Source organism: Pseudomonas abieticivorans (genome assembly GCF_023509015.1).
Lineage (GTDB): Bacteria > Pseudomonadota > Gammaproteobacteria > Pseudomonadales > Pseudomonadaceae > Aquipseudomonas > Aquipseudomonas abieticivorans.
The window spans coordinates 5,692,652-5,716,700 of record NZ_CP094975.1; the positions used below are offsets into that span (position 1 = coordinate 5,692,652).

Annotated in this window: 24 protein-coding genes; 12 read left to right on the forward strand and 12 right to left on the reverse strand. The window is 62.2% G+C overall.

All coding sequences use genetic code 11. The features are described from left to right. Positions 1-99 precede the first annotated feature (99 nt). Positions 100-885, forward strand: a complete 786-nt coding sequence (locus L9B60_RS25820; protein WP_249673807.1) for a sulfite exporter TauE/SafE family protein — start codon at positions 100-102, stop codon at positions 883-885. Positions 886-1,001: 116 nt separating this feature from the next. Here L9B60_RS25820 and L9B60_RS25825 read toward each other — a convergent pair whose 3' ends face one another. The 5 genes from L9B60_RS25825 to L9B60_RS25845 form a co-directional block, all read right to left on the reverse strand. After that, the gene (locus L9B60_RS25825; protein WP_249673808.1) at positions 1,002-1,553 is read right to left on the reverse strand and encodes a hypothetical protein; all 552 of its coding nucleotides are present in this window, start codon (positions 1,551-1,553) and stop codon (positions 1,002-1,004) included. An 86-nt stretch (positions 1,554-1,639) separates the two neighbouring features. Continuing rightward, positions 1,640-2,332, reverse strand: coding sequence for an AAA family ATPase (locus L9B60_RS25830; RefSeq protein ID WP_249673809.1), 693 nt, complete (start codon positions 2,330-2,332; stop codon positions 1,640-1,642). After that, positions 2,284-2,841 carry an AAA family ATPase gene (locus tag L9B60_RS25835; RefSeq protein ID WP_249673810.1) on the reverse strand — a complete coding sequence of 186 codons (558 nt, stop codon included), beginning with the start codon at positions 2,839-2,841 and terminating at the stop codon, positions 2,284-2,286. Before L9B60_RS25835 ends, L9B60_RS25830 begins: the two co-directional genes overlap by 49 nt. A gap of 113 nt (positions 2,842-2,954) precedes the next feature. Continuing rightward, a complete protein-coding gene (locus L9B60_RS25840; protein ID WP_249673811.1) occupies positions 2,955-3,326 on the reverse strand; it encodes a cupin domain-containing protein in 372 nt (123 codons plus the stop codon). A gap of 74 nt (positions 3,327-3,400) precedes the next feature. Next, entirely contained in the window at positions 3,401-4,213 is an 813-nt protein-coding gene (locus L9B60_RS25845) for an AraC family transcriptional regulator (RefSeq protein WP_249673812.1), read from the reverse strand. A gap of 103 nt (positions 4,214-4,316) precedes the next feature. Between L9B60_RS25845 and tam the strand changes: the two genes are divergently transcribed. Further along, a complete protein-coding gene (gene tam, locus L9B60_RS25850; protein WP_249673813.1) occupies positions 4,317-5,081 on the forward strand; it encodes a trans-aconitate 2-methyltransferase in 765 nt (254 codons plus the stop codon). A 727-nt stretch (positions 5,082-5,808) separates the two neighbouring features. On the opposite strand, the gene L9B60_RS25855 is transcribed toward tam, so the two are convergent. Then, positions 5,809-7,863, reverse strand: coding sequence for a cytochrome-c peroxidase (locus tag L9B60_RS25855; RefSeq protein WP_249680152.1), 2,055 nt, complete (start codon positions 7,861-7,863; stop codon positions 5,809-5,811). Between the two features lie 446 nt (positions 7,864-8,309). Next, entirely contained in the window at positions 8,310-9,665 is a 1,356-nt protein-coding gene (locus tag L9B60_RS25860; RefSeq protein WP_249673814.1) for a carbohydrate porin, read from the reverse strand. Positions 9,666-9,869: 204 nt separating this feature from the next. On the opposite strand from L9B60_RS25860, the gene L9B60_RS25865 reads away from it, so the two are divergent. After that, positions 9,870-10,364: a sterol desaturase family protein gene (locus L9B60_RS25865; RefSeq protein ID WP_249673815.1), complete on the forward strand. Its 495-nt coding sequence runs from the start codon at positions 9,870-9,872 to the stop codon at positions 10,362-10,364. Here L9B60_RS25865 and L9B60_RS25870 read toward each other — a convergent pair. Next, on the reverse strand, positions 10,349-10,729 hold the full coding sequence (locus L9B60_RS25870; protein ID WP_249673816.1) for a cupin domain-containing protein: 381 nt from the start codon (positions 10,727-10,729) through the stop codon (positions 10,349-10,351). The genes L9B60_RS25865 and L9B60_RS25870 overlap by 16 nt on opposite strands. Next, the gene (locus L9B60_RS25875) at positions 10,726-12,762 is read right to left on the reverse strand and encodes an NADH:flavin oxidoreductase (RefSeq protein ID WP_249673817.1); all 2,037 of its coding nucleotides are present in this window, start codon (positions 12,760-12,762) and stop codon (positions 10,726-10,728) included. Before L9B60_RS25875 ends, L9B60_RS25870 begins: the two co-directional genes overlap by 4 nt. Before the next feature lie 136 nt (positions 12,763-12,898). On the opposite strand from L9B60_RS25875, the gene L9B60_RS25880 reads away from it, so the two are divergent. The 8 genes from L9B60_RS25880 to L9B60_RS25915 all read left to right on the forward strand — a co-directional run bounded on the left by L9B60_RS25880 (position 12,899) and on the right by L9B60_RS25915 (position 19,796). Continuing rightward, a complete protein-coding gene (locus tag L9B60_RS25880) occupies positions 12,899-13,546 on the forward strand; it encodes a TetR/AcrR family transcriptional regulator (RefSeq protein ID WP_249673818.1) in 648 nt (215 codons plus the stop codon). 27 nt (positions 13,547-13,573) lie between these two features. Beyond that, a complete protein-coding gene (locus tag L9B60_RS25885) occupies positions 13,574-14,404 on the forward strand; it encodes a pyrroline-5-carboxylate reductase family protein (protein ID WP_249673819.1) in 831 nt (276 codons plus the stop codon). A gap of 27 nt (positions 14,405-14,431) precedes the next feature. Further along, complete coding sequence (locus L9B60_RS25890; protein WP_249673820.1) at positions 14,432-15,430, forward strand: ABC transporter substrate-binding protein; 999 nt, start codon at positions 14,432-14,434, stop codon at positions 15,428-15,430. Positions 15,431-15,551: 121 nt separating this feature from the next. Further along, on the forward strand, positions 15,552-16,430 hold the full coding sequence (locus L9B60_RS25895) for an ABC transporter permease (RefSeq protein ID WP_249673821.1): 879 nt from the start codon (positions 15,552-15,554) through the stop codon (positions 16,428-16,430). Continuing rightward, positions 16,420-17,472 (forward strand): quaternary amine ABC transporter ATP-binding protein, encoded by a 1,053-nt coding sequence (locus tag L9B60_RS25900; RefSeq protein WP_249673822.1) that lies wholly within the window; start codon positions 16,420-16,422, stop codon positions 17,470-17,472. Before L9B60_RS25895 ends, L9B60_RS25900 begins: the two co-directional genes overlap by 11 nt. Positions 17,473-17,548: 76 nt before the next feature. Continuing rightward, the gene (locus tag L9B60_RS25905; protein ID WP_249673823.1) at positions 17,549-18,091 is read left to right on the forward strand and encodes a glutathione peroxidase; all 543 of its coding nucleotides are present in this window, start codon (positions 17,549-17,551) and stop codon (positions 18,089-18,091) included. 32 nt (positions 18,092-18,123) lie between these two features. Next, a complete protein-coding gene (locus tag L9B60_RS25910; protein WP_249673824.1) occupies positions 18,124-18,894 on the forward strand; it encodes a class I SAM-dependent methyltransferase in 771 nt (256 codons plus the stop codon). 50 nt (positions 18,895-18,944) lie between these two features. Then, entirely contained in the window at positions 18,945-19,796 is an 852-nt protein-coding gene (locus L9B60_RS25915; protein WP_249673825.1) for a M24 family metallopeptidase, read from the forward strand. Here L9B60_RS25915 and surE read toward each other — a convergent pair. Next, on the reverse strand, positions 19,777-20,583 hold the full coding sequence (gene surE, locus L9B60_RS25920; protein WP_249673826.1) for a 5'/3'-nucleotidase SurE: 807 nt from the start codon (positions 20,581-20,583) through the stop codon (positions 19,777-19,779). The genes L9B60_RS25915 and surE overlap by 20 nt on opposite strands. A gap of 98 nt (positions 20,584-20,681) precedes the next feature. Here surE and L9B60_RS25925 point away from each other — a divergent pair, with 98 nt between their 5' ends. Then, a complete protein-coding gene (locus tag L9B60_RS25925; RefSeq protein WP_249673827.1) occupies positions 20,682-20,855 on the forward strand; it encodes a hypothetical protein in 174 nt (57 codons plus the stop codon). A gap of 242 nt (positions 20,856-21,097) precedes the next feature. On the opposite strand, the gene L9B60_RS25930 is transcribed toward L9B60_RS25925, so the two are convergent. Together L9B60_RS25930 and L9B60_RS25935 are read right to left on the reverse strand one after the other, a co-directional pair. Further along, positions 21,098-22,426, reverse strand: coding sequence for an OprD family porin (locus tag L9B60_RS25930; protein ID WP_249673828.1), 1,329 nt, complete (start codon positions 22,424-22,426; stop codon positions 21,098-21,100). 53 nt (positions 22,427-22,479) lie between these two features. Further along, a complete protein-coding gene (locus tag L9B60_RS25935) occupies positions 22,480-24,039 on the reverse strand; it encodes an MFS transporter (RefSeq protein WP_249673829.1) in 1,560 nt (519 codons plus the stop codon). Between the last annotated feature and the right edge of the window lie 10 nt (positions 24,040-24,049).

Sequence of the window (24,049 nt, forward strand, 5' to 3'; positions counted from 1 at the left end):
TTATATCGCTAGATCACAACGATATAAAACGCTATAAAAAATGCCGCTATGCTGCCGGCCAGATTTCAGCAGGTTGCGCGTGCCGCGCAGGACATGACGATGGATGTGGGTAATTTCGGTTTTGTAGTAGCAGGCTTGATCGTCGGTTTTGTGGTCGGCATGACCGGTGTCGGAGGGGGCTCCCTGATGACCCCGATTCTCTTGTGGTTCGGCATCAACCCGGCGACCGCCGTGGGTACGGATTTGCTGTACGCCGCCATCACCAAGTCCGGTGGGGTGTGGGTGCACAAGAAAAACGACAACATCGACTGGAAAATCACCGGCTGGCTGACCTTGGGCAGCGTGCCGGCAGTGGCCGTGACCTTGTGGTTCCTGAGCCACCTGCACGCCGATGCGCAGGCGATGAACGCGGTGATCAAACAGGCCTTGGGCGTGGTGTTGCTGCTCACGGCCATGGCCATCCTGTTCAAGAAGCAATTGCTGGCCTTTGCCCAGAAGCACGCCGGGGATCATTACTCCTTGAGCGACCGCAACCTCAACGGCTTGACCGTGGTGACCGGGGTGGTGCTTGGCGTGATGGTGGCCCTGACCTCCATCGGCGCTGGCGCGCTGGGCACCGTGGCGCTGTTTTTGCTGTACCCCTTTTTACCCACCCGTCGCCTGGTGGGCACCGAAATCGCCCACGCCGTGCCCCTGACCCTGGTCGCAGGCCTGGGCCACGCCAGCATGGGCAACATGGACTGGCACTTGCTGGGCTTCCTGTTGATGGGCTCGTTGCCGGGTATTTACATCGGCAGCCATTTGACCGGGCGCATTCCTGATGGGGTGTTGCGGCCGTGTTTAGCGGTGATGCTGGTGGCGATTGGGTATAAGTTGGCGTTTTGAGGGCGACGTTTCGGGTGGCAGAGAGGGTTTGGATTACCCTCTTTGCGCCTCGATTAACACGTTTAGCAAGTGGGCCTTGAAATGATTGAAACTTGGCATATCGATTCGATCGGGCTCTATGGCCCCGACATGACCGCCTCTGCTAGCTGACTGGAAGTAGTGGCACCCGCCAGCGCAACCCCCAACTGTGTTTTCAACGAATGGGGAGCGTCATCGTTACCTGATTCGTTTTCCAATTGTGCACAATGCTGATATTTAGGCTCGCGGCAGGCGCACAATAACCAAGCCTCGGATTTGGGTTGGGGCAACATTGGCACACCTAGAGTCGATCCTCCAGCGGCAAAGCCTTTTAGCATTGATCCCCACTTAGCTTGCCATTCGCCTCGGCCGGAAGATTGCGTGCCATCGGCATCTCGGAACAGTAGAGGTATAACTCGATCGCCTTGTTCCTGCTGCAGTTGTTCGGCCATGAGCGCCAAGCGTTTTGCATTTTCGTAGTAGTAACCTGACTCCTTCGGCTTATTCTTGCCCGGTGCGCGCAATTGACGGCCATGGTGCTTGGGGTGCGACTCAATCAGTTCGGCCTTGGACACGAACCGCACCCGTTGATAATCCAGCAAGGAATAGTCGACGCAGGCTTCGATCAGTTGATCGATAATAATCGTCATGGGACCGGGCTTGAACTCTGGCCCGTCGACTCCCGGGTGAACAGCACCTATATCTGATGGACCTTCGCCACTCACCATCAGTAGCATCAGCTTCGGCCCTTCTTGGCGTGAGCAATTTCATCAGGCAGCAGCTTAAGGTCGGTATCGACGAACACCTCACCAGGACCCATGACCGTAAATTTTTCTGCCACGGACGCAATGCTGAAAAATGGAACAGCTCGGGTCTTTCCATCCAGCGTTTTATAGATCAATTGCACACCGCTGCGTGCAACGTCGTCTTCTAGATAGTTGAGGATCATCGGGCTGTGGGTGGTGACCATGATTTGCTGGTGAGCGTTCACGAGGTAGTCGAGCAGGAACTCGATCAATTCGGGGTTAATGCCATTTTCAATTTCGTCGAACAGCATGAATTCATGGGCGGATAAGGTTTCCGCCAAAATGGCCATCAGCCTGAGCATGCCATCGTTGATGTGTCGTGCTTCAGTGCTGAACCGAACGCCTGCGTATTCTTCCTGGATACCTAGCGATTTCCAGCCCGCACGTAAGGCCGACAATTCAAAGCCTTTGAGCTGAGGGTATTGTTGCTGCAAGAGCGCCAGCAGTTGACCTTGCTGCTCGAGCGGAAGCTGATGAATGAACGCTGATAGTTTTTCTCCGGCAAAACCCAGATTGCCCTGAGATTCACGCGATTTTCGCCGCAACTGCTGAGGGGAAAGTGCATCCAGCGAGGTCATGCTGGAAATGAAACGCTTGACCGTGCGCAGGTCGTCATTGAGCACTGACTCTTGAGGAGCGACAGCATTGAACCCTGATAATCGAAATTGATATCACCTAGGGCAAGGGTTTTTGATTGCGACTGAATGTGTTCAATAATCGAGTAGCGGCCATCGTCCACTTTCATGAACGTAGTGTCGGCGATCTCGAGTGTTTCCTGGGTGCATCGAAGCAAACTTCGATTAAAGCTGCCTTTCCACCGAACCTCTTTCCCACCCAGCTCGAAAACCACTTCAAAACTGATGTTGCTTACTTTGCTAAGCTTGGATTTGAGGTCGATCGCTTCCCACTCGCGATTTTTCAGCCACCCCGAAAGGTCGCCTTTCATCTGTTGGCAAAGAAAGTCCAAAGCCTGAAGGACAGTTGATTTGCCAGCGCCGTTGAGCCCCACCAGACAGGTAAACTTTGTCAGGGCCATTTCAAAACCGACCAGTGATTTGAAATTATCAATGCTGAATTTACAGAGGCGAATGCTCTGTTCACTGGCAACTTTTCCATCGTCTTGGCGGCTCATGCTCTCTCCTGCTTCCCAACGTATCAGCCGATAACATTATCACAGGCCATAGCGCTCCGGGTCGGCTATAACAGACGACAAAGAAGGCGTGGCAAGCACGCCCCACCATTACGTCATACCCAACGGTCATTGACCGCCGTGCGCTCACCTCCCGCATCCCCGGTATTGAATACCCCTCGCGGTTCGATCAACAGAAGCTTCACCTCCTGTGCCGCGCACGGGCGGTGCTCCACCCCCTTGGGCACCACGTACATCTCGCCGGCGTTGACCTCGACCACGCCGTCGCGCAGCTCGATGCGCAATTGGCCTTGCAGCACGATAAACGCCTCGTCGGTGTCGGCGTGGGCGTGCCAGATGAATTCCCCTTCCAACAACGCCAGTTTGAACTGGTAGTCGTTCATTTCGGCGATGACCCGGGGCGACCACTGGGCGTCGATCAGGCTGTATTTGTGGGCGAAGTTGATGGCGGTGTGTTGTTCGGTCATGAGGTCTGGCTCGTGTGATGGATGACGAGCACCTTAGTCAGCCATCGCACACCGGTCTTGCATGATCGTGCAAGTTAACGCGGGCCCAACATCTTCAGCCATCGCGCCGGCGCCACGCCGTAGGTCTGGGTGTACTGGCGGGTCATGTGGCTCTGGTCGAAAAAACCTGTGGCCAGGGCCGCATCGGTGATCGTATGGCCGGCCAGCATCAGGTGCCGCACACGGTCCAGCCGGCGTTGGGTGATGTAGCGGTAGGGGCTGGTGCCATACAGCGCGCGGAAATCCCGTGACAAACTCCAGCGGTCGCGGCCGCAGGCCTTGCTCAGGTCGTCCAGGGTGATGGTGGTGCAGAGGGTCGCGTGAATGAACGCGCGGGCCCGTTCTGCCGCCTGGAAATCAAAGGCACGGCGGCCCCGGCGATTTCCGGCGGCGGCGTCCAGGGCGTGGGCCAGGTCGAAAATCGCGTCGTCTTCCTGCAGGGGGTCGAGGGCGTTGTCCATGCCTTGCAGCAAGCTTTCGCTGGCGGCGAACAGGCGTGGGTCGGCACTGATGCCACCCTTGATAAAGGGCAGTGCCTTGCCGCCCAGTACCTGTTGGATCAGCGCAGGCTCAACGTAGATCATCCGGTAGTGAAAACCGGCCTCGGTACCGGCTTCGCCGTCGTGCAACTCATCGGGGTGCAGCACCAGGGTCGCGCCCGGCAAGCTGTGGCAGCGGCCATTGCGGTAGTTGAAGCTTTGCACGCCGGCCAGGGTGCGGCCGATGGCGTAGGTGTCGTGGCGATGCGGCGTGTAGCCGTGGCCGGCGAAATACGCCTCGATGCGTTCGGTCTTGGTGGGTTGCGCGGCGCGGACGATCCAGTCCTTGGCGCCGGAATGCTTGGCCATGGGGCAGGGTCCGGAGGGGGTGTCCTATGATGTTATCCATTTGTGCTCTTGGGCATCAAGGCTTAGGCTTTGCGCACCCCCCCGCGATGAAGGCTCACCCTCGATGACCTGGTCTGCCCAGCAGTACTCCAAATTCGAACAGCAGCGCACGCGCCCGGTGATTGACCTGGTGGCGGCCATCCCGACCCGCGAAGTGCGCACCGCGGTTGACCTGGGTTGCGGCCCGGGCAACTCCACCGAGGTGCTGGCTGCGCAGTTTCCCCAAGCCCTGGTCAGCGGCCTGGACAGCTCCGACGACATGCTGGTCAGTGCCCGCGAGCGCCTGCCGGGCGTGGGTTTCGAGCAGGCCGACATCGCTACCTGGAGCCCAGGCAAAACCTTTGACGTGATCCTGGCCAATGCTTCACTGCAGTGGGTGCCCGAGCACGCCACGCTGTACCCGCGGCTGGTCAGCCTGTTGACCCCCGGTGGCAGCCTGGCGGTGCAGACGCCGGACAACCTTGAAGAGCCGGCGCACCGGCTGGCCCGTCAGGTGGCTGCCGAAGGCCCATGGGCCAGCACCATCGGCGCGGTCAAACACCCTGAGCGCCATGGCGCGACGTTCTACTATGAGTTGTTGCAGGGCCATTGCAGCAGCGTGGACGTGTGGCGCACCACCTACCATCACCCCCTGGAAGGCGGGGCGGCGGCGGTGGTTGAGTGGTTCAAGGGCTCGGCGTTGCGGCCTTACCTGGAACCGCTGGGCGCTGAAGACAAAGCGGCCTTTCTGGCCCGTTACCTGGCGCTGATCAGCGAGGCGTACCCAGCCTTGGCAGACGGCACGGTGTTGCTGCCGTTTCCACGGTTGTTTGTGGTGTCCACGCGCTGAGCGAAGTGCCCGTTGATCCGGCACAGTTCACGTTCTGCAACAAAGCCCGCCACTCGGTCTGAGCGGCCAATGTGGGAGCGAGCTTGCTCGCGATGCGCCGCGCGGTCGCAAGCACGCTCCAAACACATCGGCTGGTACCTGCCCCCCAGCCGATTGCTCTGAAGACCGCCGAAAAAGCCTTTCCTGAAATCGCATCATCGCTGACAAGTGCATGCCTCGGTTTCTCGGGCGTCCTTGAAATCGCGCGCCGCCCGTGCGGCGTATCGCGAGCAAGCTCGCTCCCACATTGGCCCGTCAGCCCGAGTTGTTAGCCTTGTGTGCTCGACCCTGGTTCTATAGCCGACCCCACAAAGCCCGCCACTCGGTCTGAGCGGCCAATGTGGGAGCGAGCTTGCTCGCGATGCGCCGCGCGGTCTCAAGCACACTCCAAACACATCGGCTGGTACCTGACCCCCAGCCGATTGCTCTGAAGACCGCCGAAAAAGCCTGTCCTGAAATCGCATCATCGCTGACAAGTGCATGCCTCGGTTTCTCGGGCGTCCTTGAAATCGCGCGCCGCCCGTGCGGCGTATCGCGAGCAAGCTCGCTCCCACATTGGCCCGTCAGCCCGAGTTGTTAGCCTTGTGTGCTCGACCCTGGTTCTATAGCCGACCCCACAAAGCCCGCCACTCGGTCTGAGCGGCCTTTGTGGGAGCGAGCTTGCTCGCGATGCGCCGCGCAGTACCCATCACAGGTCGTTGTAGAACGGCTGCAACGGCCCCTCGGTCACCCGCCGGCCTTCGGCGCCGACCGGTTGCAAGGTCACTTGCGCATCCTGCGCCCGTGGCGTGGTGGCCTTGATGTCCAGGGGGCGCAGCGTCACGGTGTTTTCATCACCGGTGTGGCCCTGCACGATCACCAGTGACGGATGATCGAACGGCGCACGCTCCCACGCCACGCGCGGGTCGGTCAGGCCCACTTCCATGAACTTGACCAAGGCATCGATCTCCTCGCTGGTGAGGTTGAGGCGGGTGATGTCGGCGTCCAGGTTTGAGGCGTTGTGCTGGTTAACGCTGGCGTGATCGAAACCACTGGTGTTGCTGGCGTCCTGGCCACGGCGGTCGCCGCCGCGGTTGTAGAACTCCATCACCTGGCGCAAGGTGGCGCGGCTGCCGTTGTGAAAATACGGGCCAGTGAGCGCGATGTTGCGCAGGGTCGGGGTTTTGAACGCACCGTCGACTGCATCGCGAAAGCCTGCGGGTGGCTTGAGCGTGGCGTCGCAGGGCACGGCGGCGCTCAGGGGCACTTCGAACTGGCAGACATCCACCTCGAACGGGTCGGGCACATTGCCGCCGGCCAACTGCGTGTTGTATTGGCGGGTGAACGACAATGGGTTGCCCCACGCGTCGCTGCCACCCAGTGCCAGGTCCTCGGACGTGGGCCGAACGCCGGTGTTGTAGAAGCCGTTGTCATAGAGGGTCGTCAGGTTGTCGGCCATCAGCATGCGCTCGATGCGCTCGCGCGGTTCAAAGCGAAGGCGGCTGGCGGCGTTGGTCAGTTCCGGGCCGCCGTGGCAGTTGACGCATTTGCCTTTGCCGATGAACAGGTTCATGCCCTGCACCTGCTGGGCATTCATCGCTTGGGTGTCTCCGCCCAGGTAGGCGTCAAGCGGCGCCTGGTCGGAGACCAGGGTGGCTTCGTACAGCTGGATCGCCAGGCCGAAAAACAGCGGGAAGTTGGCTTCGATCTGGGTATACGCCGCGCCGCCCAGCGACACCGGTTGGCTGGCGTTCCACAGCCGTGGCTGGAACGCGGCCTTGACCATGTCGCGGTAACTGGGTTTGCGCGGGCCGGCGACGACGGCCAATACCGAATCGGTGGCCGCGATGCGCTGGTGGCTGAGTACCAGCGTGTCGAGGATGCGCCGGCCGATATCGGCAAAGGTGCGCCCGCCACAGGACATTTCCACTGGGCTGCCGGGCGGGCCCACGGCTTGGGACGCGGCCGAGGCATCGTTCAGCGCCAGGCGTACCTGTTTAGCCACGCCGCTGCGGTCACTGGTGACGAAGATCGCGGCGTCGGGGTCGCGGTTGCCGAAGGGCGAAAAGCCGTTGAACACGTTGTTGGCCCGGCCATCCCAGAAGTTGCGCACGTTGAAGGCGGCATTGATGACCGTGGGGGCGTTGCGCCCGGTGCTGCGGCGCACATTGATGCCGTTGACCTGGAACACCCCGTCGGGCTGTTGCGTGCACTTGTCGAAACGTGATTGCCGGGGTTTGACGTAGTTGGCGTCGAACACCCCCTGCGAGCCGATCACGTCATCGCTGGAGTAGAGGATGGGCGAGTTGCGGTCCAGCGGGTCGGCCAGCACGTGGGTGGGAAAGTCGGCTTTTTTCAGCGTGTAATTGGGCCCGCCCTTGCCGCCGGACAAGGTGGTGTAGGCCGGTACGTCCCCGGGTATGTCGCCTGCGGCGAACGGCTTGTTGAACAGCGACGCGAGGTTGGCATTGGTGTTGGCTTGGCCGGGGTTGATCTGGTTGGTTACGCGGTGGTCGACACCGGCGTGGTAGTGGCAGGACGCGCAGGCGGTCATGCCGTCGCTGCCCACGTCCATGTCCCAGAACAGCGCCTTGCCCAGGCGGATGGCGGCATCGCGATTGAGCACGTAGTCGGTCATCAGGTCGACCTTGCGCCCGCCCTCGATGCCGGATGGGTCGGGTGGCAACAGGCCGCGCAGCGATTGCAGGGTGGGCACGTCGGCGGCGGGGGCAGGGGCGGCCAGCAAGTGGCCGCTGAGGCACATCAGGATCAAAGCATTCAGGTATCTCATCATGGCGGCACGCTCACGGATGTATCAGGTGGCTAAGTGCGGTTTGTTGTTATTCACGATGAACCCTTGTTGTCTTCCAGCGGGCGCACGAAGGGGGCGCCGAGTGTGCTCCGGCTAACAGGGGTTTTATAAATAGGCGGGTGCCTGATGGAAACTCTAGCTGCGGTTTAATTATAATTGTAGTGATTTTTTACAAAATATTTTAGGGGGGGAAGTGGTGGGGATAGGGGCCCGTAAGTGGGGGTTTTCAAGGCGCAGTTATGGGTGGAAATGGCTTTTTATTCAAATGGATATGGGTTTAACGCGTAGTGGCACGAGTCTGGCAAATAGCCGTGGGAGTGTCACCGGGTTATACGCTTTTGGGTTCGCGGATGAATCCGCTCCTACAGGAGGCGCGGGATTCATTCGCGATATTCAAGTTAGAACTGTGATTGCACTTGCAGGCCGGCCACCACGGCGTTTTGAACTTCGCGTACACCGCCGGGGTGGGCGACATATTGCAGGTTGGGCCGCACGTTCAGCCACTGGGTGACTTGAATGCCATAGTTCAACTCGATGTCGTATTCGCTGTGTTGTTCAGGTACGTAATCGGCATCGGCGTAGCTCAGGCCGCTGGCTTGGTTGGCCGCACGGGCATTGCGCAGGTATTGGTTGCTGCTGTGCAAGCGTGCCACGGCCAGGCCCAGGGTGTCGGCAGGGCGCGCGTCGAACGGGCCCTTGTAGACCAGGCTGATTTTCAGCAGGCTGTCCACCGGCGTGGTGGCGGCGTCGAAGGCACTGACGTTGCCATACAGCACCAGGCCGCGCGAGGCATCGCCACCCACCGTGGTCAGTTGCTGCTTGCCGGTCAACCACCAGCCGTGACGGCTGTCGTCGCGGCGGTAATCGTCGCCCGTGACGGCCGCCGGCAGGTTGTTGGCGTCCTTGTACAGGTCATCGGCATTGGCGGTGCTGTAGTAGTAACCGACGCGGTATTCGCCGGGCAGGTTGTTCAGCGTCGGCGTCCACACCAGTTCTACCGGGATCATCGCACCGGTGGTGCCGGCCCCGTTGAGCTTGAAGCCATTGTTATTGTCGCCGTACGAGTCGTTGACGTCGAACACGCCGAGCTGCGCGTACACTTCGTCGTTGAGCGTGTACTTGACCCGTGCCGCCCACGTGCTGACCGGGCCCACGGTGATGCTGTCGACATAGTTGCCCGGTTGCGAGCTGCAGAACGCCAGGTTTTCAAACAGGCAGTCTTCCACGGCGAAATCATCACCGAAGGCAAAGCGACCGGCCTTGACGTTCAAGGCGTCGTTGAACCAGCCTTTGCTCAACCACAACTCGCTCAGGCGCGTGACGCTGCCGTTGCCGGAGATTTCCTGGGTGGCGGACAGGCTGCCGGCGCGCGGGTCGCTGATGCGCTGGTCATTCAGGCTGTCGCCGTTGGTGTTGCTCAGCAGCACCATGAACTGGGTGTCTTGCCAGCCCATGAGCTTTTGCAGGTCGATGGCCGCGCCCAGGGTGAACTGGTCGGCGTAGCGCGTGGTGTGATTCTTGTTGTAGCCGCCGCGCAGGTTGGAGGCGGTTTCACCGGTGTAGCCCATCTGGATATCGACACCCTTGTCGAGCAGGGCGGTGCGCTGGCCGCCCCAGTCGCCGGTCATCCATTGGGAGTCAGCGGCGAAAGCGTCCTGGGCCTCGGCGGTCAGGGGGGTGGCCGCGGCGGCGCACAGCGCTAGCAGCAGGGTGGCGTGGCGGCGTTGGAAGCGGGGGGCAGTGGATCGTGACATGTGGCGTTCCATTATCATTTTTTTGGCAGGCTTGGGCACAAGAAGCGCTGGTTAGAGCGCCCAAGGGGGCAAAAGTTTAACGCTATTGTTGTTATAAAGTAACATTAAAATGCATGAAACATTCACCCTCCACTGTTTTCTGGCTGCCAGCGGCCTGCCAACCGCGTTACGCTGTCGGCCTGTGCAGCCCTGTTACGTGACGTGATGATGTTCAAATTTGCCGTGTTCCTGATCACCCTCGTTGCCATGGAGGGCGTCGGCACCCTCGCGCACAAATACGTGATGCATGGCTGGGGGTGGTGCCTGCACCGCTCGCACCATGAGCCGCACCTGGGTGCGCTGGAAACCAACGACCTGTACCTGGTGGCCTTGGCGTTGGCGGCCATCGGCTTGATCGTGTTCGGCAATGCCGGCCACGCACCTTGGCAGTGGGTGGGGGCCGGCGTGGCGGGCTATGGCTTGATCTACGTGATTGCCCACGATGGCATCGTGCACCGGCAGTGGCCGGTCCGCCCGCGGCCACGGCATCGCTACCTGCGAAGGTTGTACGAGGCCCATCGCCTGCATCATCAGGTCAAGGGCCGGCAGAACAGTGTGTCCTTCGGTTTTTTGTATGCACCGCCGGTGGCGAAGATCGAGCAGCAGTTGCAGCGCACCGCAGAGCAAGGCGAGGGCTGCGGGCCTCAACCGCGGGTATAAATCACCAGCATCAAGGCGCCACCTTCGCTGCCGCCACTGTGCACGGCGCCTGGGCTGCGACAACAATAGTCGCCGATATTCAGGGTGCCGTCCTGGTCCTGGAAAGCCCCTTGCAGCAGGTACAGTTGTTCGAGTTCGCCTTCATGCTGGTGCGGCGCAGACCACGCGCCCGGGTCGACCTTCATCAGCAAGGTGCGCATGCCCTTGGCAGTGTCGGTGAACAGTGGCTTGATCCAGAAACCCGGCGTGGCGGTGGGCTCCCAGGCCGCTGCCGCAGCGGTGTAATGGTGGGAGCCAGGGCCCGTGTCGCGCAGGCCTGCGAGGCCTTCGATCAGCCACGGTGTGAAATCGCCATGCCCGCTCACAGGTCTTTGACCAGGCGCAATGCGTCATAGATGGCGGCGTGAGTGTTGCGCGCGGCCACGGCATCACCGATGCGAAACAGTTGAAAGCGCCCGTTGGGGTTCGTGACCACGTGTTGGGGCTGGCTGGCGATCAGGTCCAGGTGCTCCACGGCGCCGCCGTTCGTCGAGTCTGGCTTGAGCTCGAAGTACAGCTCGTCCAGCGGCCGGGTGCCGTGGTTGATCACCACCTGGTCCACCGTTCGGGTCCTGCCCACGATGGCGTAGTCGCTCTCGATCGATGCCTGCAACTGGCCGCCTTCCTGATGCACGGCCTTGAGCCGGTAGGTGACGGTAAAGGTGGTGTCCAGCGCTTGCAGCGAGCGCATGTAGGGCACCAGGTTCATGGCCATCACCTCGGGGGCGAAGGCGCGGTCGGGGGTCATGATCTCGACGTGGGCGCCGCTTTTGGCGATCACTTCGGCGGCCTGCAGGCCAGCGTGGTCGCCGGCATCGTCGAATACCAGCACGTTACGCCCGGGTTTCACGTCGCCGCTGAGGATGTCCCAGGCCGATACCACCAGCTCATTGCCGCTGTCGAGCACGGCGGTGTGGGGCAGGCCGCCGGTGGCGATGATCACCACGTCCGGGTTTTCGTCGGCGATGTGCGCACGTTCCGCCCAGGTGTTGAAGTGGAAGGTTACGCCGCGCGCCTGGCATTGGCCCATGCGCCAGTCGATGATGCTGATCATCTCCTTGCGCCGCTCTGACCGTGCCGTCAGGCGCACCTGGCCACCGGGCCGGTCGGCCACTTCGAACACCACCACTTCATGCCCGCGTTCGGCGGCCACCCGGGCGGCTTCAAGGCCTGCGGGGCCCGCACCGACCACCACCACCTTGCGGCGCACGGTCGCTTTCGGGATGTCGTGGGGCATGCTGGTCTCGCGGCCGGTGGCGGCGTTGTGGATGCAGTACGCAGCGCCGCCCTGGTAGATGCGGTCCAGGCAGTAGTTGGCGCCCACGCAGGGGCGAATGTCTTCTTCGCGGCCAGCCATGAGCTTGCGCACGATGTGCGGGTCGGTCATGTGCGCGCGGGTCATGCCCACCATGTCGACTTTGCCCGAGGCGATGGCATGCCGTGCCGTGGCCAGGTCCGGGATCTTGGCCGCATGGAAGGTGGGGAAGGCGGTGGCGGCGCGAATCTGCCCTGCAAAATCCAGGTGAGGGGAGTTGCGCATGCCCTGGATCGGAATCAGGTCGGTGAGCCCGGCGTCGGTGTCGATATGGCCGCGTACCACGTTGAGAAAGTCGACCATGCCGCTGTTTTTAAGGCGCTGCGAGATGTCCAGGCCGTCGGCCAGGGTCAGCCCGCCGGGCAGGTCTTCATCGCCGGTGTAGCGCACGCCGACGATGAACTGCGAGCCCACGCGGCGGCGAATCTCCGTGAGGACGTCGAAGGTGAAACGCAGGCGGTTCTCCACCGAGCCACCATAGGGCGCCTGCAGCTGGTTGGTCAGCGGCGACCAGAACTGGTCCATCAGGTGCCCGTAGGCTTGCAGCTCGATGCCGTCCAGGCCTGCGGCCTGCATGCGCTCGGCGGCGTCGGCATAATCTTTGATGATGCGCGCCACATCCCAGTCTTCCATCTGCTTGGGAAAGGAGCGGTGTGCCGCTTCGCGCTCGTGGGACGGCGATACCACCGGCAACCAGTCGCCCTTGTCCCAGCGGGTGCGGCGGCCCAGGTGGGTGAGCTGGATCATCACCGCCGCGCCGTGTTCATGGCACTCATCGGTCAGGTCTTTCATCCAGCCCACCACTTCATCCTTGTAGGCCAGCACGTTGTTGAACACCGGCGGGCTGTCCCGTGAAACCGCCGCAGAGCCTGCGGTCATGGTCAGGGCCACACCGGCCTTGGCGCGCTCCACGTGGTAGGCGCGGTAGAGCTTTTGCGGCATGCCGTCCACCGGGTAGGCCGGCTCGTGGGCCGTGGTCATGATCCGGTTACGCAGGGTCAGGTGCTTGAGTTGGTAAGGCTGCAACAGCGGATCAGTGGCCATGTCATCACGCTCCGGAAGAGGTCAACGCGCCAGGGGGCCATTTCAAGCTAGAAGAAAATGTACAGTGGTGTCAACAAGCATGACAGTGGTGTACATTTTTCTTGCGCAGGCGTTGTCAGCGCGTTAGGATCGGGCCATGAACGCATCGACCAAAACCATTGAAACAGGCTGGCGGGGCTCGCTGGAAGGCTGGCTCGACGCGGCATACGAGAGCCTTACCGAGGCGGGCGTTGACTCCGTACGGGTGATGCCGCTGGCCAAGAAGCTGGGGCTGTCACGTACCAGCTTCTACTGGTTTTTCAAAGACCGCGAAGAGCTGCTGGCCGCGCTGATCGAACGCTGGCGGCTGAAGAACACCGGCAACCTGATCGGCCAGACCCAGTGTTATGCCGAGACCATTGCCGAGGCGATGCTCAACGTCTTTGACTGTTGGCTGAACCGCGAGCTGTTCGATTCGCAGTTGGAGTTCGCCATGCGCAGTTGGGCGCTGCAATCGCCGGATGTCACCGAGCACATCCGCCAGGCCGATATCGCCCGGCGCGAGGCGCTGCACCAGATGTTCATTCGCTTTGGCTACGAGCCGGTGGCGGCGGACGTTCGCGCCCGCACCATCTACCTGACACAGATCGGCTACATCAGCACCAACACCCGGGAGGATGTGGCCGAGCGAATGCTGCGTATCCCCGAGTACGTGAAGATTTTTACCGGGCAGGCACCGGACGTACGCGAAATGAAGCGGTTTTGCGCACGGCATGGCTATGTGATGGACGAAACGGCTCGCTGATTCCAACCCACAGGGCAGGCGTACACAGTGAACTCACCCACGATAGGCATTATCGGCGGGGCGGGCTGGCTCGGCCGCTCGCTCGCCAAGGCACTGCTGGCCACGGGGTTCGTGGCGCCTGAGGCGTTGCTGTTGTCCAGCCGCTCGGCCCCATCACCCTTGGCCGGCGTGGCGATGACCTGCGACAACGCCGAACTGGTGCGCCGCAGCGACGTGGTGGTGTTGTCGGTGCGACCCCAGGACCTGCCTGCGGTGCAGATCGAGGTGGGTGGCAAGCTGCTGATATCGCTGGTGGCAGGTGCCTCGATGCACGATCTCAAGGCGCACGTCAAAGGCCTGCGGGTGGTGCGCGCCATGCCCAATGCCGCCCTTGAGCAGCGCTGCGCCTATACGCCCTGGCTTGCCAGCGCCGAGGTCGATGCGCCCGGCAAAGACTTTGTTCAGCGCCTGTTCCAAACCTGCGGGCAGGCAGACGAAGTGTTCAGCGAGCAGCAACTCAATTACCTCACCGGCCTTTCGGGCACGGGGCCTGCGTACCCGGCCTTGCTGGCCCAGGCGCTGTTCAACAGTGCCCTGCGCCAGGGCCTGCCCGAGCCCATTGCCCGGCGCGCGGTGATGGGCGTGGTGCAGGCCAGCCAACTGATTGGCCAACCGCAGCCGTTCCAAGCGCTGCTTGAAGTGTTGATCGGTTATCGAGGCGTTACCGCTGCCGGCCTTGAAGCCATGCGTGCCGCCGGTTTTGAAACCCTGATAGAAGAAGGCCTGGCCTGCGCCGCGCAGGTAGCGGGCTGTGCGCTGTTTTCCTTTGAGCCTGCTGAGTTCTGCGAGGGTCGCACCGCACCGGTCGATCGCTCATAACCTTGTCCGTGATTAGGGGTGCAAACGATGGCGAATCAGTATTTTAAAACCGGCGTGGCCTTGGGCGTGCTGTTGGCCAGTGGTGTGGTCCGGGCCGAGAGTTGCGGCGACGTGACCATCGCCAACATGAACTGGCAGTCGGCGGAGGTGATGGCCAACGTCGACAAGATCATCCTCAACCAAGGCTATGGCTGTAACGCCGACCTGGTCACGGGCGACACCGTGCCGACCATCACCTCCATGGCCGAGAAAGGCCGCCCGGACATCGTGCCCGAAGGCTGGATCGACTTGGTGCCCGATGTCGCCAAGGCGGGGCTGGACAGCGGCAAGCTGGTACAGGCCGCCAAGTCGTTAACCGATGGCGGCGCCCAGGGTTGGTGGATACCCAAGTACTTTGCCGATGCGCACCCCGACATCAAGACGTTCTCAGACGTGCTCAGGCACCCCGAATTATTCCCAGCCCCGGAAGACCCGAAAAAAGGCGCCGTGTACAACGGCCCGCAAGGCTGGGGTGGCACGGTGGTCACCAGTCAACTGTTCAAGGCCTACAACTTCGACAAGCACGGGTTCGTACTGGTCGATACTGGCTCGGCTGCAGGCCTGGACGGCTCCATCGCCCAAGCCTACGAGCGCAAGGCGCCGTGGCTGGGGTACTACTGGGCGCCGACCGCATTGCTGGGCAAGTACCCGATGGTCAAGCTGCAAACCGAAGTGCCCAACGACGCCGCCGAATGGAAACGCTGCAACACCGTGGCCGACTGCCCCGACCCCAAGCCCAATGCCTGGCCGGTGGACCGCGTCTATACCTTGACCACCCCAGGTTTTGCCAAGCGCTCCCCGGTGGTGATGGAGTACCTAAGCAAGCGCGCCTGGTCAAACACCACCGCCAACAGCCTGATCGCCTGGATGACGGACAACCAGGCCACGGGTGAGGAGGGCGCCAAGTACTTCCTGAAAAACAACGAGGCGCTATGGAGCCAATGGGTTACTCCACAAGCCCAGGCCAAGATCAAGGCGTCGTTGTAACCAGGTGCCCGGCGGCAAGGCCGGGCGCTTTCATCAAGACCTAATAAAAAAACACCGTGTATTGAATTGACTGCCCCCTGTTTCCAGTCTTCTACAGAAGGTGAACGGTATGGATTGGTTGATGAGCTTTCCTCATATGGAGGATGAGCGGCTGCGGGCCTTGAAGAAGGCCATCGATGGCGCCTTTCGTGATTTCACCGGCCAGTACGGTGATGCGTTCGAGGCATTCTTTCACCCCTTGCAAGCCTTCCTGACTCAGTCGGAACGCTTCATGACCAGCACACCCTGGCCGATCATCATCCTGTTGGTGGCGCTGTTGGCCTGGCTGGGCAGCCGCAGTTGGAAGATCGTGTTCGGTTGCGTGTTCACGCTGCTGCTGATCGGCTACCTGGATATGTGGACCGACACCATGAAAACCCTGTCGATGATCTTCGTGTGCACGGTGATCGCGATCCTCATCGGCTTGCCGGCCGGGGTCTTGATGGCGCGTTCCGATCGCCTGCAGCGGCTGTTCAGCCCGGTGCTCGACGTGATGCAGACCATGCCCAGTTTCGTCTACCTGATCCCGGTGGTCATGCTGTTGGGCATCGGCAAAGTCGCAGGCTTGATCGCGGTGGTGATCTACGCGTTGCCGCCGATGATCCGCCTGACCAACCTGGGGATTCGCCATGTGGACAGCGAGATGCTCGAAGCCGCCGATGCTTTTGGCTCCTCCAGTTGGCAAAAACTCAAGAACGTGCAATTGCCACTGGCGATGCCATCGATCATGGCCGGCATCAACCAGACCATCATGATGGCCTTGGCCATGGTGGTGGTAGCGTCAATGATCGGGGTTCAGGGCCTGGGCCAGCCGGTGCTCAAGGCCATCGCCAACCAGTATTTCACCTTGGGTATTTTCAATGGCCTGGCGATCGTTGGCATTGCCGTGATCTTTGACCGTGTCAGCCAGGCGTACGGCAAACGGCTGCAAAAGCACTTGGAGATCGTCCATGGGCACTGAATACGGCATCGAGATCCGCGACCTCTATAAAATATTCGGCCACCGCGCCCACACCAGCCTCGAGCGGGTCAAGCAAGGGGCAAGCAAGGCTGAGCTGCTGTCCAGCCATGCCCATGTGCTGGGGCTCAAGAACATCAACATCAGCATGCCGGCCGGCGGTATCCAAGTGATCATGGGGTTGTCCGGCTCGGGCAAGTCCACGCTGATCCGCCACATCAACCGCTTGATCGAACCCACGGCGGGCCGGGTGTTGATCGGCGGTCAGGACATCCTTCAAATGAAGCCGGCAGCGTTGCAGGAACTGCGCCGCCATTGCATTTCCATGGTGTTCCAGAAGTTTGCCTTGCTGCCCAACCGCACGGTGCTGGAAAACACCGTGTATGGCCTGGAGATACAGGGGCTGCCCCGTGCGGTGCAAGTGGAGCGGGCCATGCACTGGCTGGAACGGGTGGGGCTCAAGGGCTTTGAAGGGCACTATCCCAATCAACTGTCGGGCGGCATGCAGCAGCGAGTTGGCCTGGCCAGGGCCTTGGCAAGTGATGCACCGGTGCTGTTGATGGATGAAGCTTTTTCGGCCCTGGACCCATTGATCCGCATGGACATGCAGTCGGTGCTGCTAGACCTGCAGAAAGAGATTCGCAAGACCATCGTGTTCATCACCCATGACCTGGACGAGGCGCTGCGCATTGGCGACCGTATCGCCATCCTGCGCGACGGCGAAGTCATCCAGCAGGGCACGCGCCACGAAATCGTCATGGCCCCGGCCGACGAGTACATCGCCCGATTCGTGCGCGAGGTCAACCGGGGGCGGGTGATTCAGGTGGAGGCAATCATGGCGCCCCTCACGGCCACGCATCGGCCGACCCTGAGCCTGCCCCGTGGCACCTCGTTGGAGGTGGCGATGAAAACCCTGATAGAGGCCGGGATGGACGCCCTGGTCGTCACCGACAACGGGCACAACCCGATCGGCCACGTGACCTTGCAATCGATTATCTCCACGGTGGTTACCGCGGCCGAGCATAAACTCAAGGTCGCGTCTTGACCGGGCTTTCACTTGCATGAGGGCGCCAGCGGTTCCACACTCGCAGCTTTCCATGGCATCGGCAAAGGAGCCTTGCATGAGCACCCTGACCAACGTTCCCCTGACCACCATCGACGGCCAGCCCAGCAGCCTTGCAGCCTACAGCGGCAAGGTGCTGCTGGTGGTCAACGTCGCCTCCAAGTGCGGCCTGACGCCCCAGTACGAGGGCCTGGAAAAACTCTACGAAGAAAAACAGGCCCAAGGTTTGACCGTGCTGGGTTTTCCGGCCAACAACTTCAAGGCCCAGGAGCCGGGCACTGACGATGAGATCAAGGCATTTTGCAGCCTGACCTATGACGTGAAGTTCCCCTTGTTCTCCAAGATTTCGGTGGCCGGCGCAGGCAAGCATCCGCTGTACCAGGCGCTGACCGAGGCCCTCCCGGCGGCGACCGGCGAGGGGCCTTGGCGTGAGCGTTTGACGGGGAAGGGCATCGAGGTGAACCCGGCGCCGGAAGTGCAGTGGAACTTCGAGAAGTTCCTGATCAGCCGGGACGGTCGGGTGGTGGGGCGTTTTGCGCCGGATGTGGCGGCCGATGATGCGCGGCTGCTCAGCGCTATCGATGCCGAGCTTGCGAAGTAGGCCTCACAGGCACCCAACGGAGGATCCGCATCATGGCCAACATCCACCAGGCTGCTCAGCAAGGCTTTGGCAGCGAAGCCAAGACCTACGCCAAGGGGCGCCCCGATTACCCTGCGCCACTCACCGGCTGGCTGACGACCACCTTGGGGGTCAGCCCTGGCCGCCAGGTGGTCGACCTGGGCGCCGGCACCGGTAAGTTCACCCAACTGTTGACCACTACCGGTGCCGACATCGTGGCCGTGGAGCCGATCGACGCCATGCGCGCCGAACTGGTCCAGCGCCTGCCCGACGTGCAGGCACTGGCGGGCACGGCCCAAGCCATCCCCCTGGCAGACGGCAGCGCCGATGCGCTGGTATGCGCCCAAGCCTTCCATTGGTTCGCCACCGCGCCCGCCTTGGCCGAGATCCACCGGGTGCTCAAGCCGGGTGGTCGGTTGGGCCTGGTGTGGAACGTGCGCGATGAATCGGTGGACTGGGTGGCCGCCATTACCGCGATCATCACCCCCTACGAGGGCGACACCCCGCGCTTTCATACCGGCGCCTGGCGCTTGCCGTTTGCCGGTTCCGGGTTCGCCGAGCCCACGTTGGCTACCTTCAGCTACGCCCATGTCGGCAGTGCGCAGGAAGTGATCCTCGACCGCTTTTTGTCGGTGAGTTTCATTGCCGCCTTGCCCGCCGATGAGAAGGCCAAGGTGGCGGCGCAGTTGCAGGCACTGATCGACAGCCACCCGGCATTGCGCGGCCAAACGTCGATTGCGTTCCCTTACCGGACCGAGGCCTATTGCGCGTTACGCAAGGATTGAGTCCAATGGGTGGCTGAATAACGCAAAAAAGGAATGGATTGTTGAAGTTCATGGAAAGAATGCGCTCGCTGTTGCCACGCTCGCAAACCCACGCGGCGCAGTCGCTGCTGGATCAATACGCCACGGGCAACCAGGCACTGGCCGCCCGCATCGCCCAATGCGGCGAGGATCAGATACTGGCCGAGGCGCGGCGGTTGGCGCCCTTGGCCAGCGACCTGCTGCTGTCGGTCAAGCCGCTGATCGGCGAAGGCATCACGGGCCTGGCGATTCAGGATCACCTGTTGGCGCAATACCAGGCCCTGGGCTGGCGGCCGATGTTGGTGGGCTACAAGGGCTACCCGGCCGCCGTGCCGGTGTCGGTCAACCGGCGGGTGATCAATTGCATACCCGACGAGAAGCCGGTGCCGGCGGCAGCGCTGGTGACCGTCGAGTTGGTGGCGGCCACGGCGCAAGGCTACGTGGCCCAGGCCTGGACCTTCGCCACGGCCGATGCCAACGTGCCACAGCAGCACCTGTTGGCGTCGGCGCGGCACGCATTGCAGCAGGGCATCGAACAGGTGCGCGATGGCGTGCCCGTGGGCGCGATCGGCGAGGCGATCGGCCAGGTGCTGGAGGCATGCGAGGTGAGCCCGGTGGTCGAGTTTTGCGGTTACACCATGGGCAAGCACCGGGTGCAGGCGCCGCAAATCCTGGGTTACCGGGCTGCGGGCCAGGACACGCCCCTGCAGGCAGGCCAAGTGCTTAACGTGTACGTGGTCGCCAAGGCAGGCGAGCGTGGGGTGCGGGTGTTGTCTGACGCCTGGACGGTGCTGTCCAAGGATGGCCAGGACAGCGTGGTGCTTTCGGCGATGGTCGAAGTCACCGCCGACGGCTACCAGTTGCTTACCCCTTTGCTGAGGTGAGTTGCTCGCGCAGGCGCTGCGCGGTGTCCGGTTCGTTGCGCTCAAAGCGCAGTGGCGTCACCGAGATGCCGCCGCTCCACACCACCGCGCTTTCGCTGCCGTCGATGTCGGGCTGGCTGTGGCGGTCGATGGTCAGCCAGTAATAGTCCTGCTCGCGCTCATCGGTGCGCTGGCTCATGTTCAGGCCGCTCATGCGGCCCATGCCCTGGGTGGTGATCTGCATCGGCGTGGCCACCTCGGCGGCCACGTCCGGGAAGTTGATGTTCAGGCACGCGCTGCTGCCCCAACCCATCGCCCAGAGTTGCCGGATGACATCGGGGGCCAAGGCGCGGGCGGTGTCCCAGCGCACCGCGTCGCGGCGGCTGTAGGCCTGGCTCAGGGCCAGGGACGGGATGCCCATCAGAAGGCCCGCCATGGCGGCGCCCACGGTACCGGAAAACACCGTTTCCACCCCCAGGTTGGCGCCGCGATTGATGCCCGACAGCAGCAGGTCCGGCGGGCTGGGCATCAGTTGGCGCAGGGCCATGGCCACGCAATCGGCCGGGGTGCCGGACACCGAAAAGCGCCGCTCGGTTTTGCGCACCACGCGCAGTGGGTGGTGCAGGCTGAGGGCATGGGAAATACCGCTCTGATCCAAGGCTGGGGCCACCACCCAGACCTCATCGGCCAGCTCCCTGGCCACCTGTTCCAGCACGGCGAGGCCGGGGGCATCGATGCCGTCGTCGTTGGTAATGAGTATGCGTTCAAGTCGGCGCGGGGTCGTCACGATCACCTCGGGGTTTACCATTACGGGCCCCCAGTTTGCCACCCCGACGAATGGCTCGCCACCCTGGTCTATAGTCAACCGAGCGCTTTGTGCGCACCCTTGAACATGGAGGCTCAACGATGGCAGACCGAAATGCAGCACCGCTAGCCCAGGACATTCTTGATCCCAGCCATGCCTACAAACCCACTGACTTCCCCCGAATCGGGCGAGTGGGCGCGGAAAAAGAAGAGTTCGAACTGAGCAGTCTGAGCCCTTGGGTCAGCCTGGCAGATGAGGAGGAAGAGGAGGAGTAAATCGGGGGTTGCCCCGCCTTTTACGGGGCGCCTTTGGCGGATGAATCCGCTCCTACCCCTGTAGGAGTAATTGCCTGTCAGATGGGTATCGCTCTTTCGATTCGCGACCAAGGTCGCTCCCACACGTTTCGCGGCAGTTGAGCCCGTGAGGACTCGCTGCCCCAACCTGTGGGAGCGACCTTGGTCGCGAATATCAGATTCATCCGCGAAGGTTACGACACCGAAAATCTACCGGGCGTGCATCAGAACAGATTCATCGGATAGCTGACGATCACCCGATGTTCATCCTGGTCGCGCGCGCCGGCAAACTCGGTGCGCATCGAGGCGTGGCGCAGGGCGACGGTCAGGTTCTTGGCCGGGCCCGCCTGCACGGTGTAGCTCAAGGTCAGGTTGCGCTCCCACTCGGTCTTGTCGCCCGTGGCACTGCGGATGCCCGAACCGCTTTCGTACATGCCCAGAAAACTCAGGCCCGGCACGCCCATGGCGGCAAAGTCGTAGCCATAACGCACCTGCCAGGTGCGCTCGCCGGCACGCTGGAACTTGCCGATCATCGACTCGGTCATGAAGTACGCCGTGGAACCATCGCCCTGGTTCAGCCACACCGCGTCGCTATCGCCGCTAACCTGCTGGATACCAGCGGCAAAGGTGTGCGGGCCCACCAGGTAGGAAAACAGCGCGCTGCTCAACTGGCTGTCGACCTTGCCCTTGGTCACGCCGTTACCGTAGTAGCCCACGGTGTAGTAGGCCGGGTCATCGCCGTTCTTGCCTTCGGAACGGTTATTGAAGTAGCGCAAATCGCTGCGCAGGGTGCCTGGGCCGACCTTCCAGTCGTATTTGAGGCCGAGGAAGTTCTGGCTGTAGAAGTCTTTCAGGTTGCCGTAGTAGTACTGCAGCAGCAGGTCCGGGGTGGCTTTCCAATCGACACCGGCGTACTGGAATTTATTGACGAACTCACCGGTCAGGCGGCTGTTGGAACCTGGGATCGACATGCCCATCTGGTTGGTCGACCCACGGCCTTTCACGCTGTCCAGTTGGCCGGCGATGAAGGTGAAATTGTCCAGGTCCTTGGACTGGATCTGCTCGCCGTTAAAGGTTTGCTGCAGCATGCGGTCGGTCGACATCACCACCGGCAGCATGGGCACCAGGGCGCCGGCGCGCACTTCGGTCTTGGCAAAGCGCATTTTCGCGGTGGCGCCCAGGCTGCCGAATTCATCCGCCGCACGGCCGTCGTCGGTGGGGAAGATGTTGCCGTTGTAGGCACTGCCGGTCGGGTTGTAGTGGCGGCCTTTGCCCGAGTCCAGCTTGATCCCGAGCATGCCGATAGCGTCTACGCCAAAGCCCACGGTGCCGGGGGTGTAGCCAGACTTGAAGTTGAGGATAAAGCCCTGGCCCCACTCCTGGGTGTAATTGGGGTTGGCCGAACCGCTGCGGTTGTCGGCGTTGCTGAAAAAGTTACGGGCCAACAGGCTCGCCGTGCTGTCCTCGATAAAGCCCTCGGCGTGGCTTTGTTGCGCAATGACCAGGCCACACAGGCCGGCAAGTAGGGTCGGCGCGCGGTTCACTCGCTCCATCGGGGTATCCTCGGTATGTCGTTAAAGGGATGAGGGCAGGGCAAGGGCGGCAGTCAGTTATTGTTGTTATGGGCAGGGTTTTCAGGAGCAAGGTTGGCCGTGACGCGGGGTAGCACCACCGGCGGCAATCGGTACAGCAGCCACAGCGCCAGCACGCCAAGGGCGGCGCATAACAGCAGGCCCACGCCCACCGATTGCGCCAGGGCCACGCGGGCCAGGTGCAACAACTCGGGTTGCGCGTGGGCGGCGCCGGTTTGCAGCAGCACTTGTGGGTCGAGGTAATAGGGCAGTTCGGCGTCAACATCTGCGCCGGCAAAGGCCTGCTGCAGGTGGCTGGCGTATAGCAACTTGATCAACGCGCCCATGACGGCGGTGCCGAGCAGGCCGCCCACCAGGCGCAGCGATTGGGTCAGGGCGGTGGCGATGCCCAGGAACTGGCGCTCGGCCAGGGTTTGGGTGAACACCGTGAGGTTCATCAGGATGAAACCCAGGCCCAGGCCAGCCGCCAGGATCAACCCCAACAAGGTGTTGAACGAAGCATTCAGGCCGGCCAGCGACAGCCCGACACAGGCCAGTAGCAGCACGGCAAAACCGGCCAGGGGAATGACGTTGGGGTTGCGCAGGTGGGTGACGATGCGCCCGTTGACGATCGCCCCCAAGGTGATGCTCAGGGCCAGCGGGGTGATCAGCAGCCCGGCATCCTGCGGCGAATAGCCATAGCTGCCTTGCAACAGCAGCGGCAGGTAAAACAGCAGGGTAAACATAATCGCCCCGGCCAGCAGCGACAGCACGAACAACAACCGCATGCTACGCGAGCCAAACAGCGCGGCAGGCAATAGCGCCTGGGCGCAGCGGCGCTCCCAGGCCCACAAGGCCAGCGCGGCGCTGAGGCACGTCAGGCCCAACAACGCACAGGCAAGCAAAGGCCACTGGCTCAAGCCCTCCACGAACAGTTGCAGACTGCCCAGCGCCACTGCGATCAACGCCGCGCCCAGCCAATCCAGGCGGATGGCCCGGTTGTGCTGCGGCTTGTAGTGGGGCAGGTAGCGCCAGGCAAAAAACAGCGCGATGCAGCCCAGCGGCAGGTTCAGGTAAAACACCGAACGCCAGCCGAACGCCCCGGTCAGGTAGCCGCCCAGGCCCGGGCCGATGGCATTGACCACACTGAACAGCGCGCTCAACAGCATCTGCCAGCGCAGGCGCTGACGGGTATCGGGGAATAACTCGGGGATGCAGGCGAACGCGGTGCCGATCAGCATGCCGCCGCCCACCCCTTGCAGGGCCCGGCCGAGCACCAGTACCCACATGTCGTTGGCCAGGGCGCACAACCAAGAGGCCAGCGTGAACACCACAGTGGCGGCGATCACGAACGGCTTGCGTCCGTAGTAATCGCCCAGCCGGCCGAAAATCGGAATGGTCACGATGGACGCCAGCAGGTAGCCGGTGGCGACCCAGGCGTACAGTTCAAAGCCCTGCAGTTGCGCAACGATGCTGGGCAGGGCATTGCCGATCACCGTCTGGTCCAAGGCCGAGAGCATCAGTACCAATGAGAGGCCGAGCATGGCCAGCAGCGCTTGCTTGAAGCTTAGGGCGGGGTGGCTCGGCATCGTCATGGCAGGCCCC

What these genes read in the sequence shown, in the direction of transcription:
- L9B60_RS25835 (WP_249673810.1), bottom strand. Translation starts at nt 2,841, where the DNA reads ATGAGCCGCCAAGACGATGGAAAAGTTGCCAGTGAACAGAGCATTCGC.
- surE (WP_249673826.1), bottom strand. Translation starts at nt 20,583, where the DNA reads ATGGTAAACCCCGAGGTGATCGTGACGACCCCGCGCCGACTTGAACGC.
- L9B60_RS25930 (WP_249673828.1), bottom strand. Translation starts at nt 22,426, where the DNA reads ATGGAGCGAGTGAACCGCGCGCCGACCCTACTTGCCGGCCTGTGTGGC.
- L9B60_RS25820 (WP_249673807.1), top strand. Translation starts at nt 100, where the DNA reads ATGGATGTGGGTAATTTCGGTTTTGTAGTAGCAGGCTTGATCGTCGGT.
- tam (WP_249673813.1), top strand. Translation starts at nt 4,317, where the DNA reads ATGACCTGGTCTGCCCAGCAGTACTCCAAATTCGAACAGCAGCGCACG.
- L9B60_RS25880 (WP_249673818.1), top strand. Translation starts at nt 12,899, where the DNA reads ATGAACGCATCGACCAAAACCATTGAAACAGGCTGGCGGGGCTCGCTG.
- L9B60_RS25915 (WP_249673825.1), top strand. Translation starts at nt 18,945, where the DNA reads ATGGAAAGAATGCGCTCGCTGTTGCCACGCTCGCAAACCCACGCGGCG.
- L9B60_RS25935 (WP_249673829.1), bottom strand. Translation starts at nt 24,039, where the DNA reads ATGACGATGCCGAGCCACCCCGCCCTAAGCTTCAAGCAAGCGCTGCTG.
- L9B60_RS25840 (WP_249673811.1), bottom strand. Translation starts at nt 3,326, where the DNA reads ATGACCGAACAACACACCGCCATCAACTTCGCCCACAAATACAGCCTG.
- L9B60_RS25865 (WP_249673815.1), top strand. Translation starts at nt 9,870, where the DNA reads ATGATGTTCAAATTTGCCGTGTTCCTGATCACCCTCGTTGCCATGGAG.
- L9B60_RS25875 (WP_249673817.1), bottom strand. Translation starts at nt 12,762, where the DNA reads ATGGCCACTGATCCGCTGTTGCAGCCTTACCAACTCAAGCACCTGACC.
- L9B60_RS25855 (WP_249680152.1), bottom strand. Translation starts at nt 7,863, where the DNA reads ATGTGCCTCAGCGGCCACTTGCTGGCCGCCCCTGCCCCCGCCGCCGAC.
- L9B60_RS25890 (WP_249673820.1), top strand. Translation starts at nt 14,432, where the DNA reads ATGGCGAATCAGTATTTTAAAACCGGCGTGGCCTTGGGCGTGCTGTTG.
- L9B60_RS25825 (WP_249673808.1), bottom strand. Translation starts at nt 1,553, where the DNA reads ATGACGATTATTATCGATCAACTGATCGAAGCCTGCGTCGACTATTCC.
- L9B60_RS25895 (WP_249673821.1), top strand. Translation starts at nt 15,552, where the DNA reads ATGAGCTTTCCTCATATGGAGGATGAGCGGCTGCGGGCCTTGAAGAAG.
- L9B60_RS25845 (WP_249673812.1), bottom strand. Translation starts at nt 4,213, where the DNA reads ATGGCCAAGCATTCCGGCGCCAAGGACTGGATCGTCCGCGCCGCGCAA.
- L9B60_RS25925 (WP_249673827.1), top strand. Translation starts at nt 20,682, where the DNA reads ATGGCAGACCGAAATGCAGCACCGCTAGCCCAGGACATTCTTGATCCC.
- L9B60_RS25900 (WP_249673822.1), top strand. Translation starts at nt 16,420, where the DNA reads ATGGGCACTGAATACGGCATCGAGATCCGCGACCTCTATAAAATATTC.
- L9B60_RS25860 (WP_249673814.1), bottom strand. Translation starts at nt 9,665, where the DNA reads ATGTCACGATCCACTGCCCCCCGCTTCCAACGCCGCCACGCCACCCTG.
- L9B60_RS25910 (WP_249673824.1), top strand. Translation starts at nt 18,124, where the DNA reads ATGGCCAACATCCACCAGGCTGCTCAGCAAGGCTTTGGCAGCGAAGCC.
- L9B60_RS25905 (WP_249673823.1), top strand. Translation starts at nt 17,549, where the DNA reads ATGAGCACCCTGACCAACGTTCCCCTGACCACCATCGACGGCCAGCCC.